This window comes from Microbulbifer mixtoriginis (SeqCode), from assembly GCF_052466865.1.
Map to the genome: position 1 here is coordinate 3,213,435 of NZ_CP174293.1, position 23,235 is coordinate 3,236,669.

The following is a 23,235-nucleotide window of genomic DNA, read 5'->3' on the forward strand; positions in this document are numbered from 1 at the left end:
GATTTTTTATAGCCGCTACTGCGGCCTCTATTTTCATCTAGGAAGCGGCTTCACTCTCAAACAGGCTGCTATCTTCGACTTCTGGAGTGATGCGTTCGAGCGCTTGCTCTTGTTCCGCCTCTTCAACCTCATCAATTTCATCAGCTTGAGTGGTCTCGCTCTCCACTGCGGGCGGGACTTCGCTGTCGATCAGCTGGTGCAATACCGACTCGCTGACAAAGTGAGCGATGGTCGGGCGCACGCGCAGCCAGACTTCCGCACTGGTCTCCACTTCTTCACTGCTGAACTGCACCAAACGCAGCTGGCGCAATTTCTTCAGCAGGTTTTTACGCTCGGCGTGCTTATCTGGCAGGGACATTTTCAGCAGGTTGCGCATGCCCAGTTCCAGGGCTTCCATCGATAGCGCGGCACAGCCGCTCTCATCCACCTGCCCTTCCCGCAGCGCTTTATCGTATTCCACGCGCAGGGCGAGAATCGCGGCCACTTCCTGTTGGCTGAGGCGGGCGCGGAAGCCGCCGTGGTGCGGCTCTTCCTGATCCGGCAGACCCGGCACTTCGGCGCCGGGCGGATACACGCGGATAAACTGGAAACGGCTGTCGTGCTGCAAACGCAACCCCAGCGGGGCCAACCACTCGCGCACCAGCTGCTCGCAGCGCTGGAAGCGATCGTAAAGGGTGGTCTCAATTACGCTTTCATCCCGGCAGATAACGCCGTAATCCAACAGGCGCACCAGCAGCTCGGAAAATTCGCTGCGGTTCAGGCAACACTGCGCCAGGGCCTCTTCCAAAGCCTGTTCAATCACTGTTTTTCAGCTCCAGGATATATTCGTCAAATTCGGTGAAATAGTCATTGCTGGCAATTTCACCGGTAAATTTCACCTGCAGGTCGGCGGCGCCGCTCTGGTTCACCGCCGCTGCTTCGATCACATGGCTCATAGCGAGCAGATCCCGCGCATCGCGCAATGGCAGGTTGCGACTGTTGATCTGGCGGCCGGTGCCGAGGGCATCACTCAGATAATCGCGCAGGTTACTGTTGTTGAAATTAAACGCCTGGTCGAGCAGTTGTTGCAGCTCGATCTCGCGGCGGTTCTCCTCACCGATGGGGGTTTCATCTTCGACCCGGGTATTTACCGGTTGGCGGCGATTGCGCTGCCACAGCTGGGTTTGCTTGGGGTCAAACAGGCGCAGCTGGAAGCCGCCTAACTGTTCGCCCAGCTGCTCGAGAATTTGTGTTTTTTGCTGGCTTTCACCGAGACGCTGGCACAGGTCAGCAAATTCACCTTCGGCCTGGCTGTGCAGGTAGCTGAGCTGGCGAATAATAATATCGGCGCGCTTGGTAAAGCCCTGTAGTGCGCGGCGCAAAGCGGGCAACTTCACCTCGCAGGCGCGGCGCATGCGGTCTTCGATGGTATCGAGCATCAGCCACAGCAGGGAGTGGCCCGGTTGCACCAACTCCGGCAGCAGTTGGCGCAGGCGCTTCTCCCACTCCGCTTTCTGCATATCCTCCTTGCGGCGAATGCAGTCAATCACCCGATTGATCGAATCGCGGTGCTTCTCCACACTGTCCGCAGACAGTCGGATAGCCAGGTCCGGTTGGAAGCGGCTCTCCATAAAGGAGAAAAACTCATCGGTGGCCTGCTGCACCAGCAATTGGGCCTCCACTTCCCTCACCATTTCCCGCTTGCGCTCTTCCAGCTCGGCGATCATATCGGTGAAATCCGCCACAATACGCTCGGAGTATTCCCAGGCATCGATCAAGTCGTGGATTTCACCTCGACTGGCAAAGGCCTCCAGGGCATTTAAGGTGTTGCGGGTATTGCGGTGGCGGGTGCGGACGCGGGTGCCATTTACTTCCACTAACGGCTGAGTGAAAAGGCGGCCCCGGCGGCTAAACGGATAGGTGGCGGTGAGCGTGGCGCTGTCTACCTGCTTCTCCAGCCAACCGAACTCCACCAGGCTGTTCAGTACCCAGACGGCCTGATCGCGCAGGTTGCGGAAGCGGCCCTCGGGGTCCTGCACACCGTCCTCGCTGTCGAGTTGGGGCGCGCGGGTCAGGGCCTCGGCAAAAATTTCCAGGATCTGCTCGCGCAGCAAAGACTCACCGTAGTCAGCCTTGGCGGTGTACAGACGCTCATACAAAAGACGCAAGCACTCAACCACCTGCTCGCGGTATTTACCGGTCAGCGGGCGGAAGAAGTGCTGGTAGGAATCGACGAAGAACAACGACTATAGGCCCGCTTATTCCTCTTCCGGCTTTTGGTTGAAGACACAATATTTTGTGTAGTCGCGGGTATCATCAAAAGTCCACTGCCCTTTGGGAATGCCATCCATTTTCTCGCACCAGGCATCGGAACCCCGTTTGGGCTCACAGCCGGTCAGTGCGATAAGGGCGATTACAGCGCTGGTCAGGACAAATACTTTTTTCATGGTTCGCTTCTACAAATGAAATTCGAATTTCACTTCCCCGGCGGCCGCAATGTGCCAAGCCGGGGAAAATCTATCGGTGTCTCAAGTCTATCCGTGTCTCGGGGTGGGACCGCGCTATTCGCGGCGCCACTTGGTCCCTTCGCGGCTATCCTCAAGCACCACACCTTTGGATTTTAACTCTTCGCGAATCTCATCGGCGCGGGCAAAGTCACGGTTCTTCTTGCTCTGTGCGCGCTCTTCGATCAGTGCTTCAACTTCTTCGGCAGAAATACCTTCATCTCCACCACGGGCCTGTTTGAACCAGGCTTCCGGGTCTTGCTGGAGAATGCCCAGCATATCTGCAGCGGCCAGCAGCAAACCTTTCAGGCGTGCTTTATCCACCTCATCGGCTTTGTTCAGGTCGCGGGCAATCTGGTGCAATTCGCTGATGGCGATCGGCGTATTCAGATCGTCTTCCAACGCCTTGATAAAGGCGGTGTCATTAAGATCTGCCGCTTCAGCCTCAACCGCTTCCGTTTCACGCAGTGCGCCATAGAGAGTATCCAGGGTGCGCCATGCCTGATCCAGCAAATCAGCACTGAAATTCAGTTCTGAACGGTAGTGGGCAGACAGCAGTGCGAAACGCAGCACTTCACCGGGGTATTGGCTCAGCAGGTCTTTGACCATACGGAAGTTGCCCAGGGATTTGGACATCTTTTCGCCATTGATATTTACATAGCCGTTGTGCATCCAGTAGCGCACAAAATCCACACCATTGGCGCAGCAGCTCTGGGCGCGCTCGTTTTCGTGGTGGGGGAAGGTCAGGTCGCGACCGCCGCCATGGATATCGATAGTGTCACCCAGGTGCTTCTTGATCATGGCCGAGCACTCCAAGTGCCAACCCGGGCGCCCACGGCCCCAGGGGCTGTCCCAGCCGGGCTCGTCATCGGCGGACGGCTTCCACAGTACGAAGTCGCCGGCGTACTTTTTGTAAGGCGCTACTTCCACCCGCGCACCGGCGAGCATATCGTCGAGGGAGCGCTTGGACAGCTGGCCGTACTCCTGCATGGATTCCACGGCGAACAGCACATGGCCTTCGGCGGCGTAGGCGTGGCCTTTCTCCAGCAGGCTTTCGATCATCGCGATCATTTCCGGCAAGTGCTGAGTGGCGTAGGGGACAATATCCGGCTCCAGGTTATTGAGCGCGGCCATATCCTCGTAGTAAGCCTGGGCATAGCGCGCCGACAGCACACCGATTTCCTCGCCGTTATCCCGCGCGGTCTTCATGATTTTGTCGTCAATATCGGTGATATTGCGCGCGTAAATCACATCGCTGAAATTTCTTTTCAGTACCCGGTACAGGGTGTCGAACACCACCACAGGGCGGGCATTGCCAATATGCACGCGGTTGTACACGGTGGGGCCACACACATACATGCGCACCTGATCTTCCACCATTGGTACGAAGGGTTCTTTCTTCCCGGAAAACGTGTTGTAGACCTGTAGAGACATCTTTTCTCTCGAATTCTTTTTGCTGTGTGGCTGGGCCAGTCATTGACCCAGCCGCGAAAACTGCCGCTCGGGCAGTCCTCCGCTTTACTATTTGTTTTGCTCTTTGGCCCAGCTGTCGCGCAGACCAATGGTGCGGTTAAACACCGGCGCTTCTGCGCTGCCGTACTTGCTGTCGCGACAGAAGTAGCCGTTGCGTTCGAACTGGTAACCCTGCTCCGGCTCCGCTTTGGCTAGGCCGATTTCCGCCTTACAGCCTTTTAGGATTTGCAGGTTGTCCGGGTTTACGCAGTCGAGGAAGTTCTTACCGCCGGCATCCGGCGCCGCATCATTGAACAGGCGATCGTAGAGGCGCACTTCGCAATCGACATTGTTGTCCGCAGATACCCAGTGAATAACGCCCTTTGGCTTAACGCCGTCGGCCGGGTCTTTGCCCAGGGTGTCCAGATCAACCGAGCAGATCACCTCAACAATTTCACCGGCATCATTCTTCACGACTTCTTCGGCAAAGATCACATAGGCGTTACGCAAACGTACCTTTTTGCCCAACACCAGGCGCTTGTACTTCTTGTTGGCCTCTTCGCGGAAGTCCTCTTTCTCAATATAGAGAGTGCGGCCAAACGGAAGTTCACGGGCCGGCAGATCGTCCCGCACTGGGTGGCCCGGTGCTGACAACAGTTCTTCCTGACCTTCCGGGTAATTTTTCAGGGTGATCTTCAAAGGCTCCATCACGCACATAGCGCGCGGTGCATTTTTATCCAGGTCGTCGCGAATGCTGTACTCCAGCATGCTCACATCGACGACGGAATCGGAGCGGGTTACACCAATCATCTCGCAGAAGTTGCGAATGGAGGCCGGAGTAAAGCCGCGACGGCGCATACCGGACAGGGTCGGCATGCGGGGGTCATCCCAGCCATCTACATGGCCTTCGTCTACCAGTTGCTTGAGCTTGCGCTTGGATACCACGGTGTAGTTGAGGTGCAGACGTGCAAATTCGTACTGACGCGGGCGCGAAGGCACCGGCAGGTTCTCGATCAGCCAGTCGTACAGGGGCTTGTGATCTTCAAACTCCAGAGTACATATGGAGTGGCTGATACCCTCAATCGCATCACACTGGCCGTGAGCGAAATCGTAGCTGGGGTAAATGCACCACTTATCACCGGTCTGGTGGTGAGCCATCTTTTTGATGCGGTAGATGATCGGGTCACGCAAGTTGATATTCGGTGCGGCCATATCGATCTTGGCGCGCAAACTGCACTGGCCTTCTTCCATTTCACCGTTGCGCATCTTTTCAAACAGCGCCAGGTTTTCCTCGACAGAGCGATCCCGGAAAGGGCTGTTTTTGCCCGGCTCTTTCAGCGTGCCACGGTAGTGACGAGCTTCTTCTGCGGACAGATCGCAGACGTAGGCCTTGCCATCTTTAATCAGGTGCAGTGCCCACTCGTACAATTGATCAAAATTATCCGAGGAATATTTGGCCTCGCCATTCCACTCAAAACCGAGCCAGGAGACATCGCGCTTAATCGCATCGACAAACTCTTCCTCTTCCTTAGCCGGGTTGGTGTCATCAAAACGTAAATTGCAGGTGCCGCCAAACTCCTGAGCCAAACCAAAGTTCAGGCAGATGGATTTGGCGTGTCCAATATGTAGATATCCATTCGGCTCCGGTGGAAAGCGGGTTGCCACCTGGGATACCCGGCCCTCTGCCAGGTCTTCGCGAATAAGGTTCTGTAAAAAGTGAGCGGGCTTGCTCTCGGATGTCATAGGATTCTCTTATTTACAGCTGTGCGAACATAAACGGCGAATTATACCCTATTTGAGCCACAGAATATCCTATTTAGCTGAGCGCCAGACGATGATTTTTGCTGTTGGCGCACACTTTTTAGGCAATCCATTATGATATCGCGACTCGGCGTTTTACAGCTCCTGACTAAAAGGTATCATGCCGGCCGAAATCAACCCTCATAGGACATTTTATGATCACCTTGCACACTACCCACGGAGATATTGCTATCGAACTGGATTTCGACAAGGCCCCAAAGACCGCAGCCAACTTCCTGCAGTACTGCCGTGACGATTTTTACACTGGGACCATTTTCCACCGGGTGATCGACAACTTCATGATTCAGGGTGGCGGCATGACCCCCGACATGGAGCAGAAAGAAACCCGCGAGTCCATTGAAAACGAAGCGGACAACGGCCTGAAGAATGACACCGGCACCCTGGCCATGGCCCGCACCATGGACCCCCACTCCGCCAGCTCCCAGTTCTTTATCAATGTAAAGGACAACGACTTCCTGAACTTCCGCAGCAAAGACACCCAGGGCTGGGGTTACTGCGTGTTCGGCAAAGTGGCCGACGGTATGGACGTGGTCAATAAGATCAAGAGCGTAAAAACCGGCAGCAAGGGCTTTCATCAGGACGTACCCATGGAAACCATCGAAATCACCGGTATCAGCATTTCTGACGACTACGCAGACAAGTAATTTTTCGAGCCCATTTAGGCTCTAAGGCGGGGACATTGTCTATTTATTTTATTTCCGATCTGCACCTCGATGAGAACCGACCGGAGATTACTCAGGCTTTTTTTGATTTTCTGCGCGGCCCCGCCGCCGGTGCCGAAGCACTGTATATTCTCGGCGACTTCTTCGAGGCCTGGATTGGCGATGACGACGATGCCCCCCTGATTGAAGAGGTGATGCGGGAGTTAAGCCACTACAGTGGCACCGGGGTGGAACTGTACCTAATGCATGGCAACCGCGATTTCCTGCTCGGTACCGATTTTGCCCAGCGCACAGGTGCGGTGCTACTGCAAGACCCAACTACCCTCACTCTGGCAAGCCGGAAGGTTCTATTAATGCATGGCGACAGCCTCTGCACTCGCGACGAGGAATATATGACTTTTCGGCGTCAGGCGCGGGACCCCAATTGGCAACAGGGGTTGCTGGCCAAGCCTTTGGGAGAACGCCGCGCTATCGCCGCACAGATTCGCGCCGCCTCCAAAGCCATGAATAGTCGCAAAGCGGAAGACATCATGGATGTTACCCCTGAGGAAGTGGAAAGAGTGATGCGTGAATACAACGTAAATACCCTGATCCACGGCCACACCCACAGGCCCGGTCGCCACCCCTTCTCACTTGATGACGCTGCAGCAGAGCGCATTGTACTGGGAGACTGGGATCGCAATGCCTGGTGCCTAAAAGCGAGTGGGGAAACATTGGAACTGATGCACTGGCCAATCGGCTGAAGCAGGGCTACCCACATCCAGCTTCCCAATAGTTAGTGACAGAGCTTTTGTTCGAGCTTCACAGCCTCCGCCAAGAGGCGCAGGCTGTGGCGCAGACGCTTCGCCCCACCAAAGCGGAACCCTTTGGCCTGTAAATAGGCGCAATCCATTATTGCTGGCCGCTCTCCCTGAGCTTCTGGGGGCAGAGGGCTAGGCTTACCCAACATGGACTGCAAAATCTCCGCCACCTCTCGGTAACTCACCAGGCGATCACTGCAATTCACCGCCCTCCCCTTGGCATCCGCCTCCGATAGGACCAACTCCACTGCCCTGGCGACATCTTCCCCATGTACTTCTGTGGCAACTCTGGTTTGAGTGAAGGGCTCACCGCTCACCACTGCGCGAGCAATGTCATACCACTTACTGCGCTCGAGGGGATTCACCACACCATAGACTCCGGTGAGACGCAGGGAGACCGCGTGCCATTGACGCTGCTGGGCCCAAGCGGAAACCATCGCTTCCACCGCCGATTTGTAAGCCCCATAAAATGTATCGGGCAAGGCCGCCTGATGCTCGTACAAGTTGCCTCGCAAACACCCCGTGGCATACACCGCCCTGCTGGAAATAAATACGAATTTATCCACGGAGGCAGTATGAGCCACTTGCATCAGTAGCAGCGTACTGTTCAGGTTGGATTGGAGATAACCGGAAAGATTCTCCCCTTCCCCACCACGATAACGCCCAGGCAAGTGATCATAGGCGCAGTGCACTATCGCATTCAAACCACTAACAAACCTGGATAGAACTGCACGATCCGCCATATCGCCAGCAACCCACTCAAAGTTGCTACCTGTAGCAAAAGGAAATAACCCAGATTTATGACCTGTGCGGGATAGTGCTCGCACTTTATAACCATGATCGAGAAAGTAACGGACAATAAACTGCCCCACATAGCCACTGGCGCCAGTGATGCCGATATTCACTGGGCACTACTCACTGACTGACTCTGCTCCTGGGTCAACTGCTCGATTCTCGCACCGATATCACGACCCTGATTGACTGCCCACCACAATTCGATCAAGGGTCTGAGCTGCTCCATTTTCGTATGGTCCTTTTGCCAGGGTTTTTCGTATTGATAGTGAATCACATGAATGCTACTCCACAACCATAATTGCGGTAGATTCAGATACAGATATTGCAAGGCATTGTAGATATAAGGCATACCGTGCCAGCGAGGGAAAAATGCCTGCAGAAAAGTCTGGTCCGTGCGCCGCCAAAAAGCGCCCGGCTTGTCTAACAAGGTCATCATTGCTCGGTAGGTTTCTACACAAGGTACGGCGGTAAACAGGCCAGAATTCATTCGGCCAAAGCCGTCCAAGTTTTCATAGAGATTGGGCGCGGCACAAAATTCAGGGTATCCCATCAGGTGGTCGATATTGCGCAGTACCAACATATCTGCATCGAGAAAAATTAGCTTGTCATATTCCTCCAGCTGCCAGAGGGACAGCTTGCAAAAATTATTCAGTGGAATATGGAACCGCGGTTTTTCCCCTTTATCGAAAGGCGCGCGCATGTGAAGTCCTGCGCGCTCGTGGCGCTGGATAAATGCCTCAGAAAAATCTGGTGGGCTGACCTCCCGCACCAGGCATCCAGATAATTCCAGCGGTTCCGTATCCACAGAATCGGCAATCACCATTGCTATCAAAGGGTATGCAGCCCTCACCCTTTCCAGCGAACGTTTTAGCGCAACCGCACCAATCACATAATCCGGGCTGTTTACGAGGGTAATAAAGGCACAACGAGACATGGTGGCTACTGCAATCTGTTTAACACTAGTTAGGTATGCGCACTGCCTAGCACTCAGAAATGCCCGTGGGAGGCTCACAGGGGAGGCATTTTCTCATCCGCTCCATAAATTGAGCGAAGGCACCAGCGATCTGCAATGCTCTCCACCTGCTTAAAACTGAAACAGTTCACATTATAGATAAAGCTCGCCCGTAACTGGCCGCCATAGACTGCCAGTGAGAGATAAATTCCGTAAGGGGTGAGACGCGTTGGCAGCGGGGTCGTATGTATTTTCAAGTTCTCACTAATTTCTACCCACTCTGAAGTTTCGCCGGTATACACAGCAGTAAATCCTTCATGATGCTCCTCCGCCTGAAGAAAGGTTATAAGAAAGCAGCTTGAGGCATTGAGGTTGTGGCCGATACTGCCGTGAGGGCCAATTGAATCAGCGGCGTAGGCCGTGCGCATCGCATGCCGGATCTCTCGTGACAGACGCACGAGCTTTTCTGACCAGGATTCATTTCTGCAAACTGACAAATTGCCATAGCGAAACATGGGGCCCAGAATATAGCGGTGCTCTCGCTTTAAGCGCAGAGACAGGCTGGTATTTAGCCAAAAGTCATGATGAAGAAATTCACATAAAGTTTGCTGGTAGGCGGCGCATAAGAAGGCAAACAAGCTAATTTCTGCATCACTGACATTGGCTCGAATCTGTGCAAAATCGGCCCCGTCAATGCTGAGAGTCACCTCGCTACAATTAATTGAGACAATCTCTTGGTGCGAAGCCTGCCATACAACGTCTCTCTGCAACTCTAACTTATTGCGCCAATAGTAACTGGCTTTTTGCCCGCGCTCCGTCCCAAGGTATGTCTCCTCAAAATTGATATAGTCGGCAAAATCGGTGGATTCTTTACGGGGCTTATAGGGTTTCCCAGCTCCCATTGCCAGGTAAGCAGCTAGGGATTCGGCCCACAACAGAGACAGGCTAATACCATCGGTAATAATGTGGTGGCACTTGGTCAAGAAAATATATTCATCCTCACCGGTACGAAAAAGGCTGAGGCCTAGCAGCTGGTCCGAATTTAAATCCATGGGGGAACTGCTGAACTGGCGCAGGAAGCTGGTAATATGCGCCTCGCTCATATGGCGAATATCCATGTAGTCCAGTTCGATATCATCAAAACTTCGGATAGCCGGCTCATCCCGGTAGCGACAGCGAAAAATAGGATAAGCGTTTATAACCGTGGGCACAGCCCGCTCAAACAGTCCGACATCTACATCCCCTTTAATACGCATCGCGCGGGTAATCAGATCCGCCAGTACCTTGCGGTGATTCAGGTTGTAAATACTCTGCTCTGTGATCGACAGAGGCACATGCGCAGAACAATCCCAGCCTGGCATAGGAGTTCCAATCGTCGTCTAAGAGTTAGTGGGCCGAATCAAATTCTGGGCCCCCTCAAGTACTTTGTGCAGGTGTGGTGTCTCAACATCTGGAGTACTTTCCTGGACTTTGTGGTTGCGCCAGTAAGAGCGACACGGGATCAGCTCTGCATTGCAGCGATAGGCATATTTCCCTGCTACTTCAGAGATTTCCTCCAGTAATCCCTGGGCCAAAAATGTCGGTTTTAAACCCAGGTTGCAGAGGCTGGCATTCTCCACAAATAAATCATTTTCCGCAGCCTCATTGCGTGGATTGTCGACAAATGCCACCTTGGCTCCGCTCACATCGGCAATCATTTTGGCGAGATCACGCACCCGATGGGTTTCGGTCATTTGGTTCATGATACGCACCCGCTCTCCTGCGACGGGAGGAGAGTTAATCGCCAGCTGGATACAGCGCACGGTATCGGAGATATGAATAAATGCACGGGTTTGCCCGCCGGTACCGTGTACGGTCAATTCATGTCCGGTAGCGGCTTGCATCAGAAAGCGGTTCAGTACAGTGCCATAATCACCGTCATAGTCGAAGCGGTTGATTAGGCGCTCATCCAGGGAGGTTTCCACGGTTTGTGTCCCCCACACTATCCCCTGGTGTAAATCTGTAATTCGCACACCATCATTTTTGTTGTAGTAGGCAAAGAGCAGCTGATCCTGGGATTTCGTCAGGTGGTAAATACTGCCAGGGTTAGTGGGATAGAGTATCTGCTGGGACACCCTCTGGCCGTTTGCCATCGGTATTTCCACATCCAGATAACCTTCTGGAATCTTCATGCCCGCAGAGCCATAACCGTAAACTCCCATAGTACCGAGATGAACGATATGGCTATCGACGCCGGCATCCACCACCGCGGCGAGAAGATTATTGGTGGCATTGATATTGTTGGAAACGGTGTAGCGTTTATGACGCGAGGATTTCATGGAATATGGCGCTGCGCGTTGCTCCGCAAAGTGCACAATAGCAGCGGGCCGGGTCTGGGCAATCAACTCCATTAGCGGCTCGTAGTCACAAGCCAAATCCAATCTGTGCAGCCCGATATTTAGCCCGGTCGTCTCCCACCAGCACTGTAGGCGCTGCCCAATACTCTCAATCGGTGTCAGGGATTCCACCCCCAACTCCTCATCGATACGACGCCTTGAGAAATTATCCACGATAGTGACCGTGTATCCCTGCCGCGACAAAAACAAGGCCGTAGGCCAACCGCAAAAGCCATCTCCCCCCAACACCAGAATATGGGCATTACCGTTTTGCCGCATATTAACCTCCCCAGAGAAAAGTCCGCGCCAAACACCAAAAGATATGAATAAATAATATACAAGACCGCCGATCAGGTTACCGCCAAGTAAGTGAATAGTGTCATTGATTAGCCCCTGTAAGACACCAAACTAGATAAGGCTAAGGGATAGCGTCTGGTTTTCTTTAACAGCCGATAAGGCGTGAATAACGAACACTGCCGGGAGTAATCCGTTGACCTTTTTTACGTCATAGTTGGCCTCCAAGGATTACTATTTATTCGGCGGTACTCACCCAGCAAGGGCAAATCGCGATAAACCGCCAGCCAGTCATTTAATCAATAGTCACTAAGATTCTCTTGATTTACGTCACTGCCCCATTGCATGATCCACTCTAACTAACCTCAGGGGAGAGGAGTGCGATCCAGGTGATTAATAACCTGAACAAACGCGTATTAATACTCGGCGGCTACGGCAACTTTGGCGCACGCATTGCGCAAATGCTGAGCTCCGAGCCCAATATTCAGCTGATTATTGCCGGCCGCAACAAGGCTCTGGCAGACCAGTGTGCCGAGGGACTCGGCGGGCTTGCCGAAGGTTTACGCCTGGAGAGAGATGCCGTCAACTTGGCTGCGCAACTCAAAGCCCTCCACCTGGATCTTTTGATTCACTGCGCAGGCCCCTTCCAAAAAGAGAGTGATTATCGGGTTGCAAAAGCCTGCATCGAGTCACGCACACCTTACATTGATATTTCCGATGGTCGTCGTTTCGTATGCGATTTTCACCGACTGTCCCCCGCCGCAGAGGCCGCAGGTATTAGTATGGTATCGGGCGCCAGCAGCCTGCCCGGGCTGAGCTCCGCCGCAATCGCCGAAATCCAGCTTGAACTGCCAGTGATTCACTCCATAGACATTGCCATAGCACCTGCACACCGAATAGATCGCGGCCTGGCGACGGTACGCGCTGGCTTTGAATCCCTTGGCCACAGCTTTCCACAGCTGCAGAGCGGCTACTGGCGCGAATCCCACGCAGGGAAAAATCTACGCCCCATCAACCTGGCCCACCCAGTGGGCAAACGCTGGCTGTGCGACTTTGATGTGCCCGACCTAGAGCTCTGCCCGAAGCATTTTCCCAAGATGCACAGTGCTCGCTTCGCCACTGGCCTTGAGCCTCTGACCCTGCAAATCGGCCTGTCCGCCTGCGCTCAATTGGCACGCCTACAACTTCCGGCAACCACTGCGCGCCTAGCCCAACTTGGCCATAAGATCAGTGACCGCTGGCCGGGAGGCACGCCACACGGCGGCATGATCGTGCGTGCTACAGGGGAAAATGCCCATGGAGAAAGCGCCTCGCGCAGCTGGCAGGTATTAGGCCTAAATGGCGATGGCCCCTGGATTCCTGCAGCCCCAGCGGCAGCACTGGCGCGTAAGTTTCTACGCGGAGAAATGGAAGAGGCAGGAGCAAGAGCCTGCTGGCAGTTACTGAGTCTGGATGAGATTCTGCTTGAACTGAATGATCACTCTATCGTTACGGCTATAGAGACCCACTCCCGCGAGCGAATGCCAGCACTTGCCGGCTAGGGCGGTAACCAGGCCAACGCTGGTGCAAAGTGAATGATTTGCGCCCATCCCCACTGAGAGTTTGCTGATATTTTTGGCGCAGTAATTCAAGCAAACTCGGCCTAACAGCCATTCTCCAAGATAAAACGCCACCGATCGCTGAGTTTTTGCACGGTGTCGCGGCTGAAACAGTTGGCGTTATAGACAAAGTTACTATGAAGGTGCCCACCGTAGGCCGCCAGAGAAAGATAGATTCCATAGGGTGTAATTCGGGTGGGCAAACTCATTGAGCGCATTTTTACTCTCTCATTTAAGTTGATCCAGTTCGAGGAAGCATCGTTATAAATCGCTTGTAGTCCCTCCTGCTGTACCTCTGTTTGCAGAAAGTTAATCAAATAGGTGCAGGGAGCAGGCAGGTTATTGCCAATAATGCCATGGGGACCAATCGAATCAGCCACGTAAACCGTTCGCACGGCATAGTGTATTTCTTTGCACATCCGCCGTAGTTTTTTCAACCAGGTTTCCTCAGCTACCACTGCCAGATTTACCTGGCGAAACATTGGCCCCAAAACCTTCCGATGTTCTCTTTTTACCCGCAGTGACAAGCTCGTATTCATCCAAAAATCTTTTTGTAAGAGTTCGAACAAAGCCTGCTGAAATCCTGCACACAGATAGACAAAGTGACTTACCCCGGCAACCCTTGCCCGCTCTTTAATATGGGAGAACTCTTTCTTATACAGGGTGCAAACCAAGTCTTCACAATACAGAGAGACCGTTTTCCCCGATGAGGCCACCTCAACCGCGCTTCTCTGTCGGGCTAGCTTATTTTGCCAATGTTGTAGAGCTTTTTGTCCCCGCTGGCTACGGATGTAGTTATTTTCAAAATCCACGTAATCAGCGTAATCAATGATTTCGGGCTGAGGACGGAAACCAGCCCCACTCTCAAGGTCTAGATAAGTGCTCAGTATCAACCCCCAAAGCAGTGACAAACTAATCCCATCAGTAATAATGTGATGACACTTCGTTAAGAAGATGTATTCATCCTCTCCGGTACGGATAAGGCTTAAGCTCAACAGCTGATCAGTATCCAGTGCTATTGGCGCATTACTGTATTGGGTTAAGAAGCTCTTTACATGAGAGTCACTCATGCCCCGAACATCCAATATATCCAATTCGACATCAGCAAAAATCCGTCGAACAGGCTCGCGGGTATAGCGACAACGAACAATGGGGTAAGTATTGACAGTTCGTTGAACCGCCTCTCTGAACAGGTCGATCTGGAGCGCGCCCCTGATACTGATTGCACGGGCGATCATATCTGCCAAGGCTTTTCGGTAATGTAAGTTGTAGATACTCCTCTCGGTAATCGATAAGGGTACATCCGCAGCATGCTTCCATCCCGACATGCTTATCTCCCGTGAACGCTCAATCAATCTTATTTCTGCCAGAATCTTGTTAGGCGACTACTGGAATGCTCCGGCAAAGGACTCAGCCATTCGCAAAGGCCCACCCCCATACCACTCGACCTTCAAGCCTCAATTGAAATTACTGAATTATTCAGAGGCCCGTTCCCTTATTAAGTATTGCAGGCCTCCCCGCATGGAAATAAACAGCTGCATACACTCAATGCCTAAAGCCAGTATTTACGCGCCTACAAACAGTAGATTGGCAAGATTCATACTGGGGTTGGTCAGTTTTGCGGCAGATCGTGGACCGATAGCGGCAAAGCCCCCTGTGATGATCTAGGTTCATTATCGGAACTCCCAGTAATGAGATTGAACCCACACACTATGATCATCTCCACAGCCTGGCGCGCCTATGCCAGTCGGAATGGAATCAAGCGCGCCATCATTCCAGTGACCGCCCTGGTTCTGACACCGATATTTTTAATACTCACCATTGCTGTCGATGCCTGGTGGGTGATCGCATTGCTACTCAGCCTGTTCTTAGTGCTACTGGGCATTTATGACATGCTCCAGCCCAACTGGAGTTTGACACGTAATTTCCCCGTTGCCGGGCGCATACGCTGGTTATTTATGAATCTGCGCCCCTACTTCCGCGCTTACATAGTGGAGGGTGATGAGGAGGGCAGACCATTTAGCTATGAGGCGCGCCGACTGGTCTACGCCCGCGCCGACGGTTTCTCGGATATGCACCCCTTTGGTACTGAGCTGGATGTACGCAGTGATGAATACATGTGGCTCACGCACTCCATTAACCCGGCCAAAGAGGCTGATATAAAGTCCCGCATCGAAGTGGGTTCTGGCCGCTGTGCAAAACCCTATTCGGCAACGCTATTAAATATTTCCGCCATGAGCTTTGGCGCCTTATCCGCCGCTGCGATTGAGGCACTGAATCAGGGCGCAGCTATCGGTGGCTTCTATCACGACACCGGAGAAGGTGGCATCAGCCCCTATCACCGCAAACACGGCGGGGACCTGGTGTGGGAGCTGGGAAGTGGCTATTTCGGTGCCCGTAAGGATGACGGCAGCTTCGATCCCGACCTTTTTCGCGAAGCCTGCGATGATCAGGTAAAAATGACGGAAATTAAGCTGAGCCAGGGCGCTAAACCTGGCCATGGCGGTGTATTACCCGGAGCAAAAGTTACCCAGGAAATTGCCTCAACCCGCAAAGTCCAGCCGGGCGTCGACTGCGTATCTCCACGCGCCCACTCGATGTTTTCCACCCCTATTGAAATGCTCGAATTTGCCGATCAGATGCGCAACCTGTCCGGTGGCAAACCGGTGGGCGTCAAACTGTGCGTGGGGCAGGTCTTTGAAGTACTGGCCATTATGAAAGCCATGCTGGAAACAGAGAAATATCTCGACTTTATCGTGGTCGATGGCGCCGAAGGGGGGACAGGTGCCGCGCCATTGGAATTATCCAACCATGTGGGTATGCCACTGCTGTCGGGGCTGATCGTAGTCCGCAATGCCTTAGTCGCTACCGGCTTGCGCGATAAAGTGCGCCTGGCGGCGAGCGGTAAAATCTACTCTGCTTCTGAACTCGCAGCCTGTCTGGCGATAGGCGCCGATTGGTGCAATGCCGCGCGGCCTTTTATGTTTTCTATCGGCTGTATTCAGTCTCGACGCTGCCACACCGATACCTGTCCTACCGGTGTCACGACCCAGGACCCCAAGCGCCAGCGGGGCCTGGTGGTGGATGTGCAGAGCAAGCGCGCGGCGGCTTTCCAGGCCAAGACCCTAGAGGCCCTGGGGGAGATTGTCGCCGCCGCCGGTTTAACCGAACCGCGCGACCTTCAACCCTACCATCTCTATCACCGCATCAATGGTACTGAGTCATATCCTATTGATCGCATCTGGCACTTTCTCAATGAGAACGCCTTGATAGACGCCCCTGAGGAGACGCCTTACCGGCATTGGTGGCAGGCCGCCAGGGCTGATTCATTCCGGCCCGCAGTCAACCTGGCTCACCACGATGATCACTCCGCACTGCGGCGCTTGTAAGCCCTGCACCTTACTCTGGAGATTTCCATGGAGACCGTTTCAGAAATTATTGTCGATGCCCTGGTAAAAGCCGGAGCAAAGCGCTGCTATGGCATCGTCGGCGATACCATCAATCATTTCACCTCCGCCGTGCGCCAGTCCAAGCTGGAGTGGGTCCACGTTCGTCACGAAGAGGTGGGTGCCCTGGCTGCGGGCGGTGAGTCTTACTTGAGCGGGGAGCTCAGTGTCTGTGCCGGTACCGCTGGCCCCGGCAGCCTGCATTTTCTCAACGGCATCTTTGAGAGCCACCGCAATGGCGCACCGGTATTGCTGATCGCCACCCGCATTGACCGAGCCGAGCAGGGGTTGGGATTCCCACAGGATGTCGATCAGATCAAACTTTACGAGCAGTGCGCAGTATTCTGTGAAACCCTTTCCGACCCTGAGCAGGCTCGCCGCATTGTGAGCCAAGCTGCTCAGGCAGCTCTCAACCACAGAGGCGTTGCGGTGGTTGAGGTCAGTGGCGATATCTTCAAGACCAAGATCAAAGACTCAATTCCCTGGGCTGTTCACCGCCCCCAGTGGTTAGCACGCCCCACTGATGAGGAGCTGGATGCGCTGGCAGAAAAGCTCAACCAAGCAGAGAAAATTGTTATCTATGGCGGTATCGGCTGCCGCTTCGCGCACGATGCAGTAGTTAAGCTGGGACAGCAGCTGGCAGCACCCATAGTGCATACCACCCGCTCCAAGGAATATCTGGAATACGACAATCCTTGCAACGTGGGCATGAATGGTATCCTCGGCAACCCTGCCGGTTATCGCGCAGTTCAAACCTGTGACCTGCTGTTGTGCCTGGGTAACGATTTCGCCTACACCCAGTTTTACCCGGAAAAAGCCACCATTATTCAGGTGGATATAGCGGCTTCCCACCTCGGGCGACGCACGCCCATTCATATGGGCCTGGTCGGCGATGTCGGCGCGACCATTGAAGCCCTATTGCCGAGATTAAAAGACCGCAGTGACAATGCATTTCTCCAGGACCTGCTCGGTCGCTATCAAAAAGACCTGGAGCAGTTAGAAGAGCGCGGCCACGAGCCAGACCCCAAACTGATTCACCCACAGTACGTTGCCCAAGCCCTGGACAAACTCGCCAGCGACGAAGCTGCATTTACCGCCGATGGCGGCTCTCCCATGGTTTGGCTGCTGCGCCACCTGCGCGCCAATGGCAAGCGCTCCTTCCTCACCAGCCTCTCCCACGGCACCATGGCCAATGCCTACCCCCAGGGTCTGGGTATGGCTAAGGCAGACCCCAACCGCCAGGTAATTGCGATGTGTGGCGATGGCGGAATGACCATGCTAATGGGCGATCTATTGACCCTGGTGCAGGAAAAAATCCCTCTCAAACTATTGGTCTTTAACAATCATTCCCTCGGCTTTGTGGAAATGGAACAGCGTATCGAGGGGCTGCTGGATAGCTACACCGACCTGCAGAACCCCGACTTCAGCCGCATGGCGGAAGTGATTGGTATTCCTGGAGAAAAAGTCGAGAAAGCGGGTGATCTCGAAGACGCGATGAAACGCTGGCTGGCAGTCAAAGGACCTGCCTTACTGGACGTCACTGTAAACCGGCTGGAACTGGTGATGCCCCCGGAGGTGACAGCGCAGCAGGTGTCTTCCACCGCGCTATTTGGCCTCAAGGCCATACTCAACGGACGCGCAGATGAAGTGGTCGACCTGCTGAAAGACAACTTTCTGCGCTGACGGGGAGCCGGTCAACTCGACCCGAGACGCAACCCAGGCGGGAGGTTCATGCACCAGCTCGGAAAACAAGTGCCCACCAATATGTTGGCCCTGCTCGCCAGTGGGGAGATCGCCAGCAACAGCGCTCCTGGCCGCGCCGCCACACGCCTGCAAGAGGAGCTGGCGCAGCGCCGCATCGACCTGATCACCACGGTTTCCAGTGACGATGCCAGTGCCATGTTGCGCGCCAACCCGGCAATACAATGCCTGCTACTGAACTGGGAACTGCCCGGCAGCGGTCACCCCCCCGCGCTGAATGTACTGGAGCAGTTGCGAGCACGTAATCTGCATCTGCCGGTATTTCTGCTGGCAGACCGTGAAACCGTCAGCAATATGCCGCGCCGCGCACTGGAGCTGGCCAATGACTTCATTTGGATTCTGGAGGACACCCCCACTTTTATCGGTGGGCGTATCCAGGGTGCAATAAGGCGCTACAGCCAAGCGGTGCTGCCGCCCATGTTTGCCGCCCTGACCCATTTTTCCCATGTGCATGAATACTCCTGGCACACGCCCGGCCACACTGGTGGCACCGCATTTTTAAAGTCCCCTGCAGGGCGCGCCTTCTATGATTTTTTCGGCGAAAATATGCTGCGTTCAGATTTGTCCATCTCTGTGACAGAGCTGGGCTCCCTACTCGATCACACAGGCCCCATCGCCGCAGGGGAACGCTACGCAGCCAAGGTATTCGGCGCAGATCGCACTTACTATGTCACCAACGGCTCCTCCACCTCCAATCGCGTGATTGTGATGGCCTCTGTGACCCGCGGCCAGCTAGCCCTGTGCGACCGCAATTGTCACAAGTCTGTAGAACATGCCATCACCATGTCCGGCGCTGTTCCAACTTACTTGATACCGTTGCGCAATCACTACGGTTTGATTGGCCCGATTCCCCCGGATCAGTTGACGAAAGCAGCCATTTCAGAGGCCATTGTTAACAATCCCCTGGCGGGCAGCGCCGATAGCCAGCGGGCGGTACATGCGGTAATCACCAACTCCACCTATGACGGCCTCTGCTATAACGTGCGCCGGGTGGAGGAATTGCTGGGTGAGTCCGTAGACCGGCTGCATTTTGATGAGGCTTGGTACGCCTATGCGCGCTTCAACCCGATCTACCGGGATCGCTTCGCGATGTACGACAGCGAGGACGATGAGCCTCACACAGGCCCGACAAAATTTGCCACCCAGTCCACACATAAACTGCTGGCGGCCTTATCGCAGGCCTCCATGATTCATATCCGCGATGGGCGCAGCCCCATCGAACACGGTCGCTTTAACGAGGCGTTTATGTTGCACGCCTCCACTTCACCCCTCTACTCGATCATGGCCTCGAATGATGTCAGTGCGGCGATGATGGACGGCCCTGGCGGCACTGCGCTCACGGGCGAATCTATCGCTGAGGCGGTGGCTTTTCGCCAAGTGTTGGCACGGCTGAAACGAGAGTATGGGGAAAAAGGGGAGTGGTTTTTTGATGGCTGGCAGCCGGATCAGGTAACAGAACCCTCAAGCGGCCAGAAATACGCCTTTCACAGCGCACCTACAGAGCTACTGTGCAGCGAAGCCAGCTGCTGGTTGTTGAATCCCGGAGACTCCTGGCACGGATTCGGCGAGCTAGAGAAAGGCTATTGCATGCTCGACCCCATTAAGGTCTCCATCACTACCCCGGGCATGCAGCGCAACAGTCAGCTGGCGGAATGGGGTATTCCAGCCGGCATTATCAGCAAGTACCTGGATAACCTCGGCATTATTGTCGAGAAGACCACTGATTTTACCATCTTGTTCCTATTTTCCATCGGCATAACCAAGGGCAAATGGGGCACGCTGATCAACGCACTACTCGCCTTCAAACGGGACTACGATGCCAATCAGCCTCTCAGCCAGTGTCTGCCCAATCTGTTGGCCAAACACTCTGGTTATGCCGATATGGGCCTACGCGACCTGGCGCAAAAAATGTTTAACCGTATGAAGGAGTTGCGCAGCACAGCAAAAATGTCCGCTGGTTTTTCTGCTCTGCCACAGGCCGACTGCAGCCCCGTTCAGGCCTATGAAGCCCTGGTGCGCGGCGAAGTGGAATTGCTTCCCTTGAGCCAGTTGGCAGGGCGCAGCGCAGCAACCGGGGTTATTCCCTACCCACCGGGTATTCCGCTATTGATGCCGGGGGAAAATTTTGGCAGCGAGGGCAGTCCTGCCCTGGAATACTTACGCGTGCTGGAGTCCTTCGACCGGGAGTTTCCCGGCTTCGGCCATGACAACCACGGAGTCGAAGTACACAAGGGGCACTACCATGTCTACACCCTGAACCGGGGGACCGCGCCATAACCCCCCAGACGGCGGAGAGTAATAAAATCGGCCTGGTGCCAGCCACGCTGATGGTGGCCGGCAATATGATGGGCTCCGGCGTATTTATGCTGCCTGCTAACTTGGCAGTTATAGGCAGCATTTCTCTGATTGGCTGGTTGATCACCATCGTGGGCGCCGTATCACTAGCACTGGTTTTTGCCCGCCTTGCCGCCCTGGACCCGGCCGCCGGAGGCCCTTATGCCTACGCACGCAGGGCGTTTGGTGACTATATCGGCTACCAGACCAACCTCGTGTATTGGCTGGCCAATGTCATCGGCAATGTCGCACTGATCACCGCCGGGCTGGGCTATATCACCCATTTCTTCCCCCCGCTCCAGGACCCTATGACCTTTGCCCTGGCCCAGGTGGCCATGATCTGGCTACTCACCTACGCGAATATCCTCGGGCCGCGCATGGTTGGTCGTATCCAGTCGCTCACCACCAGTTTGGTGTTTATTCCCATTCTCGGTACAGCACTCTTCGGTTGGTTCTGGTTTGATAGCCAGACATTCAACGCCAGCTGGAATGTCTCCGGCAAGAGCAATGCCAGTGCAATTATGGCCACGCTCACCTTTACCCTGTGGGCATTTATCGGCGTGGAAACCGCATCTGTATCCGCAGCAGTAGTGAGAAACCCCAGCCGCAATGTGCCGATCGCCACTGTTGGCGGGGTATTGCTGGCATCGGTAGCCTATGTCCTGAGTTCTTCGGTCATTATGGGCATGCTGCCTAACAAAGAACTCATCGCCTCTTCGGCACCTTTTGCCGACGCCGCACGTTTGGCGTTAGGCAATACCGCCGCGAATATTGTTGCAGTCTGTGCAGCAGTAGGCTGTATCGGCTCTCTCGGCGGCTGGATTCTTTTGGTGGGGCAATCTGCCAAGGCTGCAGCTGATGACGGTCTCTTCTCTAAAGCCTTTGCCAAAACCAATCCTAAAGGGGTGCCCTCTGTCGGTCTGACTTTGGTAGCCATTCTGATGTCCCTATTGGTACTCGCCACCATTTCTCCCAGCGCCAGCCAGCAATTTGGCAAGATCGCCTCGGTGGCGGTCATCATGACATTACTGCCCTATATCTACTCGGCAATTGCACTGCGGGTACTCGCTTACGGCAAAATACCGCAGCAACAATACACACTCTTTACTGTAATACTACTAATTGCCGCTATCTATTGCCTGGTAGCACTGGTGGGCTCCGATGGCCAGCAGACACGCTGGTCGCTGATATTTGTTATTGCCACCGTTATTTTCTACGCGCTGATATTAAATCGCCGCCGCAGCGTCGAAGAGAAACACTGGCTACCCGGGGGGCCGGAGCCAAAGTGGGTGCAATACTTTACCCTCGGCGCAACAATCACTGCGCTGTGCTTTTTTTTCTGGTTTTCCGTGGGCCAGCATGCAGACCTAGAGCTTCGCCTGCGCGCCCCTCAACCACAAGTCTCGAGCCAACAGTCTCAGCCACTTAACCACTAAATACCCGCTGTATGGTCTCGGCCGTGCGCCAGGTAATTCCCTGAGAATTTGATTCCCTATTCCCAGCCACATTTAAAATATAAGGTTTATTTTTACCGATAAAATCGCGGATTTGTTTGCAACAGTCATCCCAGGGATCAATCACCAGAAAGGGTTTACCCAGCTCCCGGCAAAACTTAATGGTATAAGAGGTACCATCACTGCCGGGATTGTCGGTAAAAATCAAAGTTGCATCAGAATTACGGATATTCTCCCGAGTGCGCTCTGCTAAATTCCCAGATGCCAGTTCAATCAGCCCGAAGCCTTTGAGAAAATCGGCGCGCTCTCCAACTTCGGTCCAATACCCCTGCGGGGCAGTACCACCGGTGGCAATACCCAATCGTTGCCCGGCGATCAAGCCACCAGTATCGGCACCGGTCTGCCCACCGCTGATAATTTTTTCTGGTTTGAAACTCATAGCCAAATCAAACCTATAGGATTGAAAGTTCTGCGCTAAAACTCTACCTTATTGCCGGTTTATTTTGGTCTGCCGCTTTATGAATTACTACCTCGCACTCAAGACACTACATATTCTCTGCGCCATTATCGTACTCGGAACCGGCACCGGGATTGCCTGGTATACTTTGCGTGGCTGGCTGTCCGGTGATTCCCAGGTGATTCAGTGGGTAAGTAAGGAAACCGTGCGAGCAGACTGGATATTTACCGGCAGCGCAGTACTCGGTTTATTGGGAAGTGCCATGGGGATGCTGGTGATTAACCCGGCATGGATAGATCAAACCTGGCTGCAATTGGCTGCCGGGCTAACCCTAGCGGTTTTCCTATTGTGGCTACCGGTTGTCTACCTGCAATATCAATTGCGCGCACATGCAAACCAAGAAAATAGCCACAGTCAAATCCGCTGGATCATGCGCACCTGGTGCCTACTAGGTGCTCTGGCCTTTCCCTTAACGATTGCTATCGTTTACCTGATGGTTTCCAAGCCCTCCTTTTAAACAGCATCACGAAAATTTGATGATGGCCAAATAC

The 23,235-nt window shown here is 54.1% G+C and carries 19 protein-coding genes; 8 read left to right on the top strand and 11 right to left on the bottom strand.

Annotated features, from left to right (window positions below):
• Positions 1-37: 37 nt before the first annotated feature.
• The 5 genes from ACJJJA_RS14720 to ACJJJA_RS14740 form a co-directional block, all read right to left on the bottom strand.
• Positions 38-802 carry a DUF4194 domain-containing protein gene (locus ACJJJA_RS14720; protein ID WP_444905137.1) on the bottom strand — a complete coding sequence of 255 codons (765 nt, stop codon included), beginning with the start codon at positions 800-802 and terminating at the stop codon, positions 38-40.
• Positions 795-2,222 carry a Wadjet anti-phage system protein JetA family protein gene (locus ACJJJA_RS14725; protein WP_444893396.1) on the bottom strand — a complete coding sequence of 476 codons (1,428 nt, stop codon included), beginning with the start codon at positions 2,220-2,222 and terminating at the stop codon, positions 795-797. The genes ACJJJA_RS14720 and ACJJJA_RS14725 overlap by 8 nt, the downstream gene beginning before the upstream one ends.
• 15 nt (positions 2,223-2,237) lie before the next feature.
• Positions 2,238-2,426: a DUF3012 domain-containing protein gene (locus tag ACJJJA_RS14730; RefSeq protein WP_108733723.1), complete on the bottom strand. Its 189-nt coding sequence runs from the start codon at positions 2,424-2,426 to the stop codon at positions 2,238-2,240.
• 114 nt (positions 2,427-2,540) lie between these two features.
• Positions 2,541-3,917: a cysteine--tRNA ligase gene (gene cysS, locus ACJJJA_RS14735; protein WP_444905138.1), complete on the bottom strand. Its 1,377-nt coding sequence runs from the start codon at positions 3,915-3,917 to the stop codon at positions 2,541-2,543.
• An 87-nt stretch (positions 3,918-4,004) separates the two neighbouring features.
• Positions 4,005-5,678 (bottom strand): glutamine--tRNA ligase/YqeY domain fusion protein, encoded by a 1,674-nt coding sequence (locus ACJJJA_RS14740; protein WP_444905139.1) that lies wholly within the window; start codon positions 5,676-5,678, stop codon positions 4,005-4,007.
• Between the two features lie 212 nt (positions 5,679-5,890).
• Here ACJJJA_RS14740 and ACJJJA_RS14745 point away from each other — a divergent pair, with 212 nt between their 5' ends.
• Positions 5,891-6,400, top strand: coding sequence for a peptidylprolyl isomerase (locus tag ACJJJA_RS14745; protein WP_252082100.1), 510 nt, complete (start codon positions 5,891-5,893; stop codon positions 6,398-6,400).
• A gap of 35 nt (positions 6,401-6,435) precedes the next feature.
• Positions 6,436-7,161, top strand: a complete 726-nt coding sequence (locus ACJJJA_RS14750; protein WP_444905140.1) for a UDP-2,3-diacylglucosamine diphosphatase — start codon at positions 6,436-6,438, stop codon at positions 7,159-7,161.
• A gap of 32 nt (positions 7,162-7,193) precedes the next feature.
• Here ACJJJA_RS14750 and ACJJJA_RS14755 read toward each other — a convergent pair whose 3' ends face one another.
• From ACJJJA_RS14755 to ACJJJA_RS14770, 4 genes are all read right to left on the bottom strand, one after another.
• Positions 7,194-8,123, bottom strand: a complete 930-nt coding sequence (locus ACJJJA_RS14755; protein WP_444905141.1) for an NAD-dependent epimerase/dehydratase family protein — start codon at positions 8,121-8,123, stop codon at positions 7,194-7,196.
• On the bottom strand, positions 8,120-8,947 hold the full coding sequence (locus ACJJJA_RS14760) for a glycosyltransferase (protein WP_444905142.1): 828 nt from the start codon (positions 8,945-8,947) through the stop codon (positions 8,120-8,122). The genes ACJJJA_RS14755 and ACJJJA_RS14760 overlap by 4 nt, the downstream gene beginning before the upstream one ends.
• 74 nt (positions 8,948-9,021) lie before the next feature.
• Complete coding sequence (locus ACJJJA_RS14765; protein WP_444905143.1) at positions 9,022-10,326, bottom strand: condensation domain-containing protein; 1,305 nt, start codon at positions 10,324-10,326, stop codon at positions 9,022-9,024.
• A gap of 18 nt (positions 10,327-10,344) precedes the next feature.
• Positions 10,345-11,619: an NAD-dependent epimerase/dehydratase family protein gene (locus ACJJJA_RS14770; RefSeq protein ID WP_444905144.1), complete on the bottom strand. Its 1,275-nt coding sequence runs from the start codon at positions 11,617-11,619 to the stop codon at positions 10,345-10,347.
• A 404-nt stretch (positions 11,620-12,023) separates the two neighbouring features.
• Here ACJJJA_RS14770 and ACJJJA_RS14775 point away from each other — a divergent pair, with 404 nt between their 5' ends.
• Positions 12,024-13,175 carry a saccharopine dehydrogenase family protein gene (locus tag ACJJJA_RS14775; RefSeq protein WP_444905145.1) on the top strand — a complete coding sequence of 384 codons (1,152 nt, stop codon included), beginning with the start codon at positions 12,024-12,026 and terminating at the stop codon, positions 13,173-13,175.
• Positions 13,176-13,276: 101 nt separating this feature from the next.
• Here the strand turns inward: ACJJJA_RS14775 and ACJJJA_RS14780 are convergent, their stop codons facing one another.
• Positions 13,277-14,560 carry a condensation domain-containing protein gene (locus ACJJJA_RS14780; RefSeq protein WP_444886526.1) on the bottom strand — a complete coding sequence of 428 codons (1,284 nt, stop codon included), beginning with the start codon at positions 14,558-14,560 and terminating at the stop codon, positions 13,277-13,279.
• Between the two features lie 363 nt (positions 14,561-14,923).
• On the opposite strand from ACJJJA_RS14780, the gene ACJJJA_RS14785 reads away from it, so the two are divergent.
• The 4 genes from ACJJJA_RS14785 to adiC are packed head-to-tail and all read left to right on the top strand — an operon-like array spanning position 14,924 to position 22,209.
• Positions 14,924-16,621: an FMN-binding glutamate synthase family protein gene (locus tag ACJJJA_RS14785; RefSeq protein ID WP_444889992.1), complete on the top strand. Its 1,698-nt coding sequence runs from the start codon at positions 14,924-14,926 to the stop codon at positions 16,619-16,621.
• 27 nt (positions 16,622-16,648) lie between these two features.
• Positions 16,649-18,361, top strand: coding sequence for a thiamine pyrophosphate-dependent enzyme (locus tag ACJJJA_RS14790; RefSeq protein WP_444905146.1), 1,713 nt, complete (start codon positions 16,649-16,651; stop codon positions 18,359-18,361).
• A 48-nt stretch (positions 18,362-18,409) separates the two neighbouring features.
• The gene (locus ACJJJA_RS14795; RefSeq protein WP_444905147.1) at positions 18,410-20,716 is read left to right on the top strand and encodes an Orn/Lys/Arg family decarboxylase; all 2,307 of its coding nucleotides are present in this window, start codon (positions 18,410-18,412) and stop codon (positions 20,714-20,716) included.
• Positions 20,713-22,209 (top strand): arginine/agmatine antiporter, encoded by a 1,497-nt coding sequence (gene adiC / locus ACJJJA_RS14800; protein WP_444905250.1) that lies wholly within the window; start codon positions 20,713-20,715, stop codon positions 22,207-22,209. The genes ACJJJA_RS14795 and adiC overlap by 4 nt, the downstream gene beginning before the upstream one ends.
• On the opposite strand, the gene ACJJJA_RS14805 is transcribed toward adiC, so the two are convergent.
• Positions 22,199-22,666: a YpsA SLOG family protein gene (locus ACJJJA_RS14805; protein WP_444905148.1), complete on the bottom strand. Its 468-nt coding sequence runs from the start codon at positions 22,664-22,666 to the stop codon at positions 22,199-22,201. The genes adiC and ACJJJA_RS14805 overlap by 11 nt on opposite strands.
• Before the next feature lie 79 nt (positions 22,667-22,745).
• Here ACJJJA_RS14805 and ACJJJA_RS14810 point away from each other — a divergent pair, with 79 nt between their 5' ends.
• Positions 22,746-23,201, top strand: coding sequence for a DUF2269 family protein (locus ACJJJA_RS14810; RefSeq protein WP_444905149.1), 456 nt, complete (start codon positions 22,746-22,748; stop codon positions 23,199-23,201).
• Positions 23,202-23,235 lie beyond the last annotated feature (34 nt).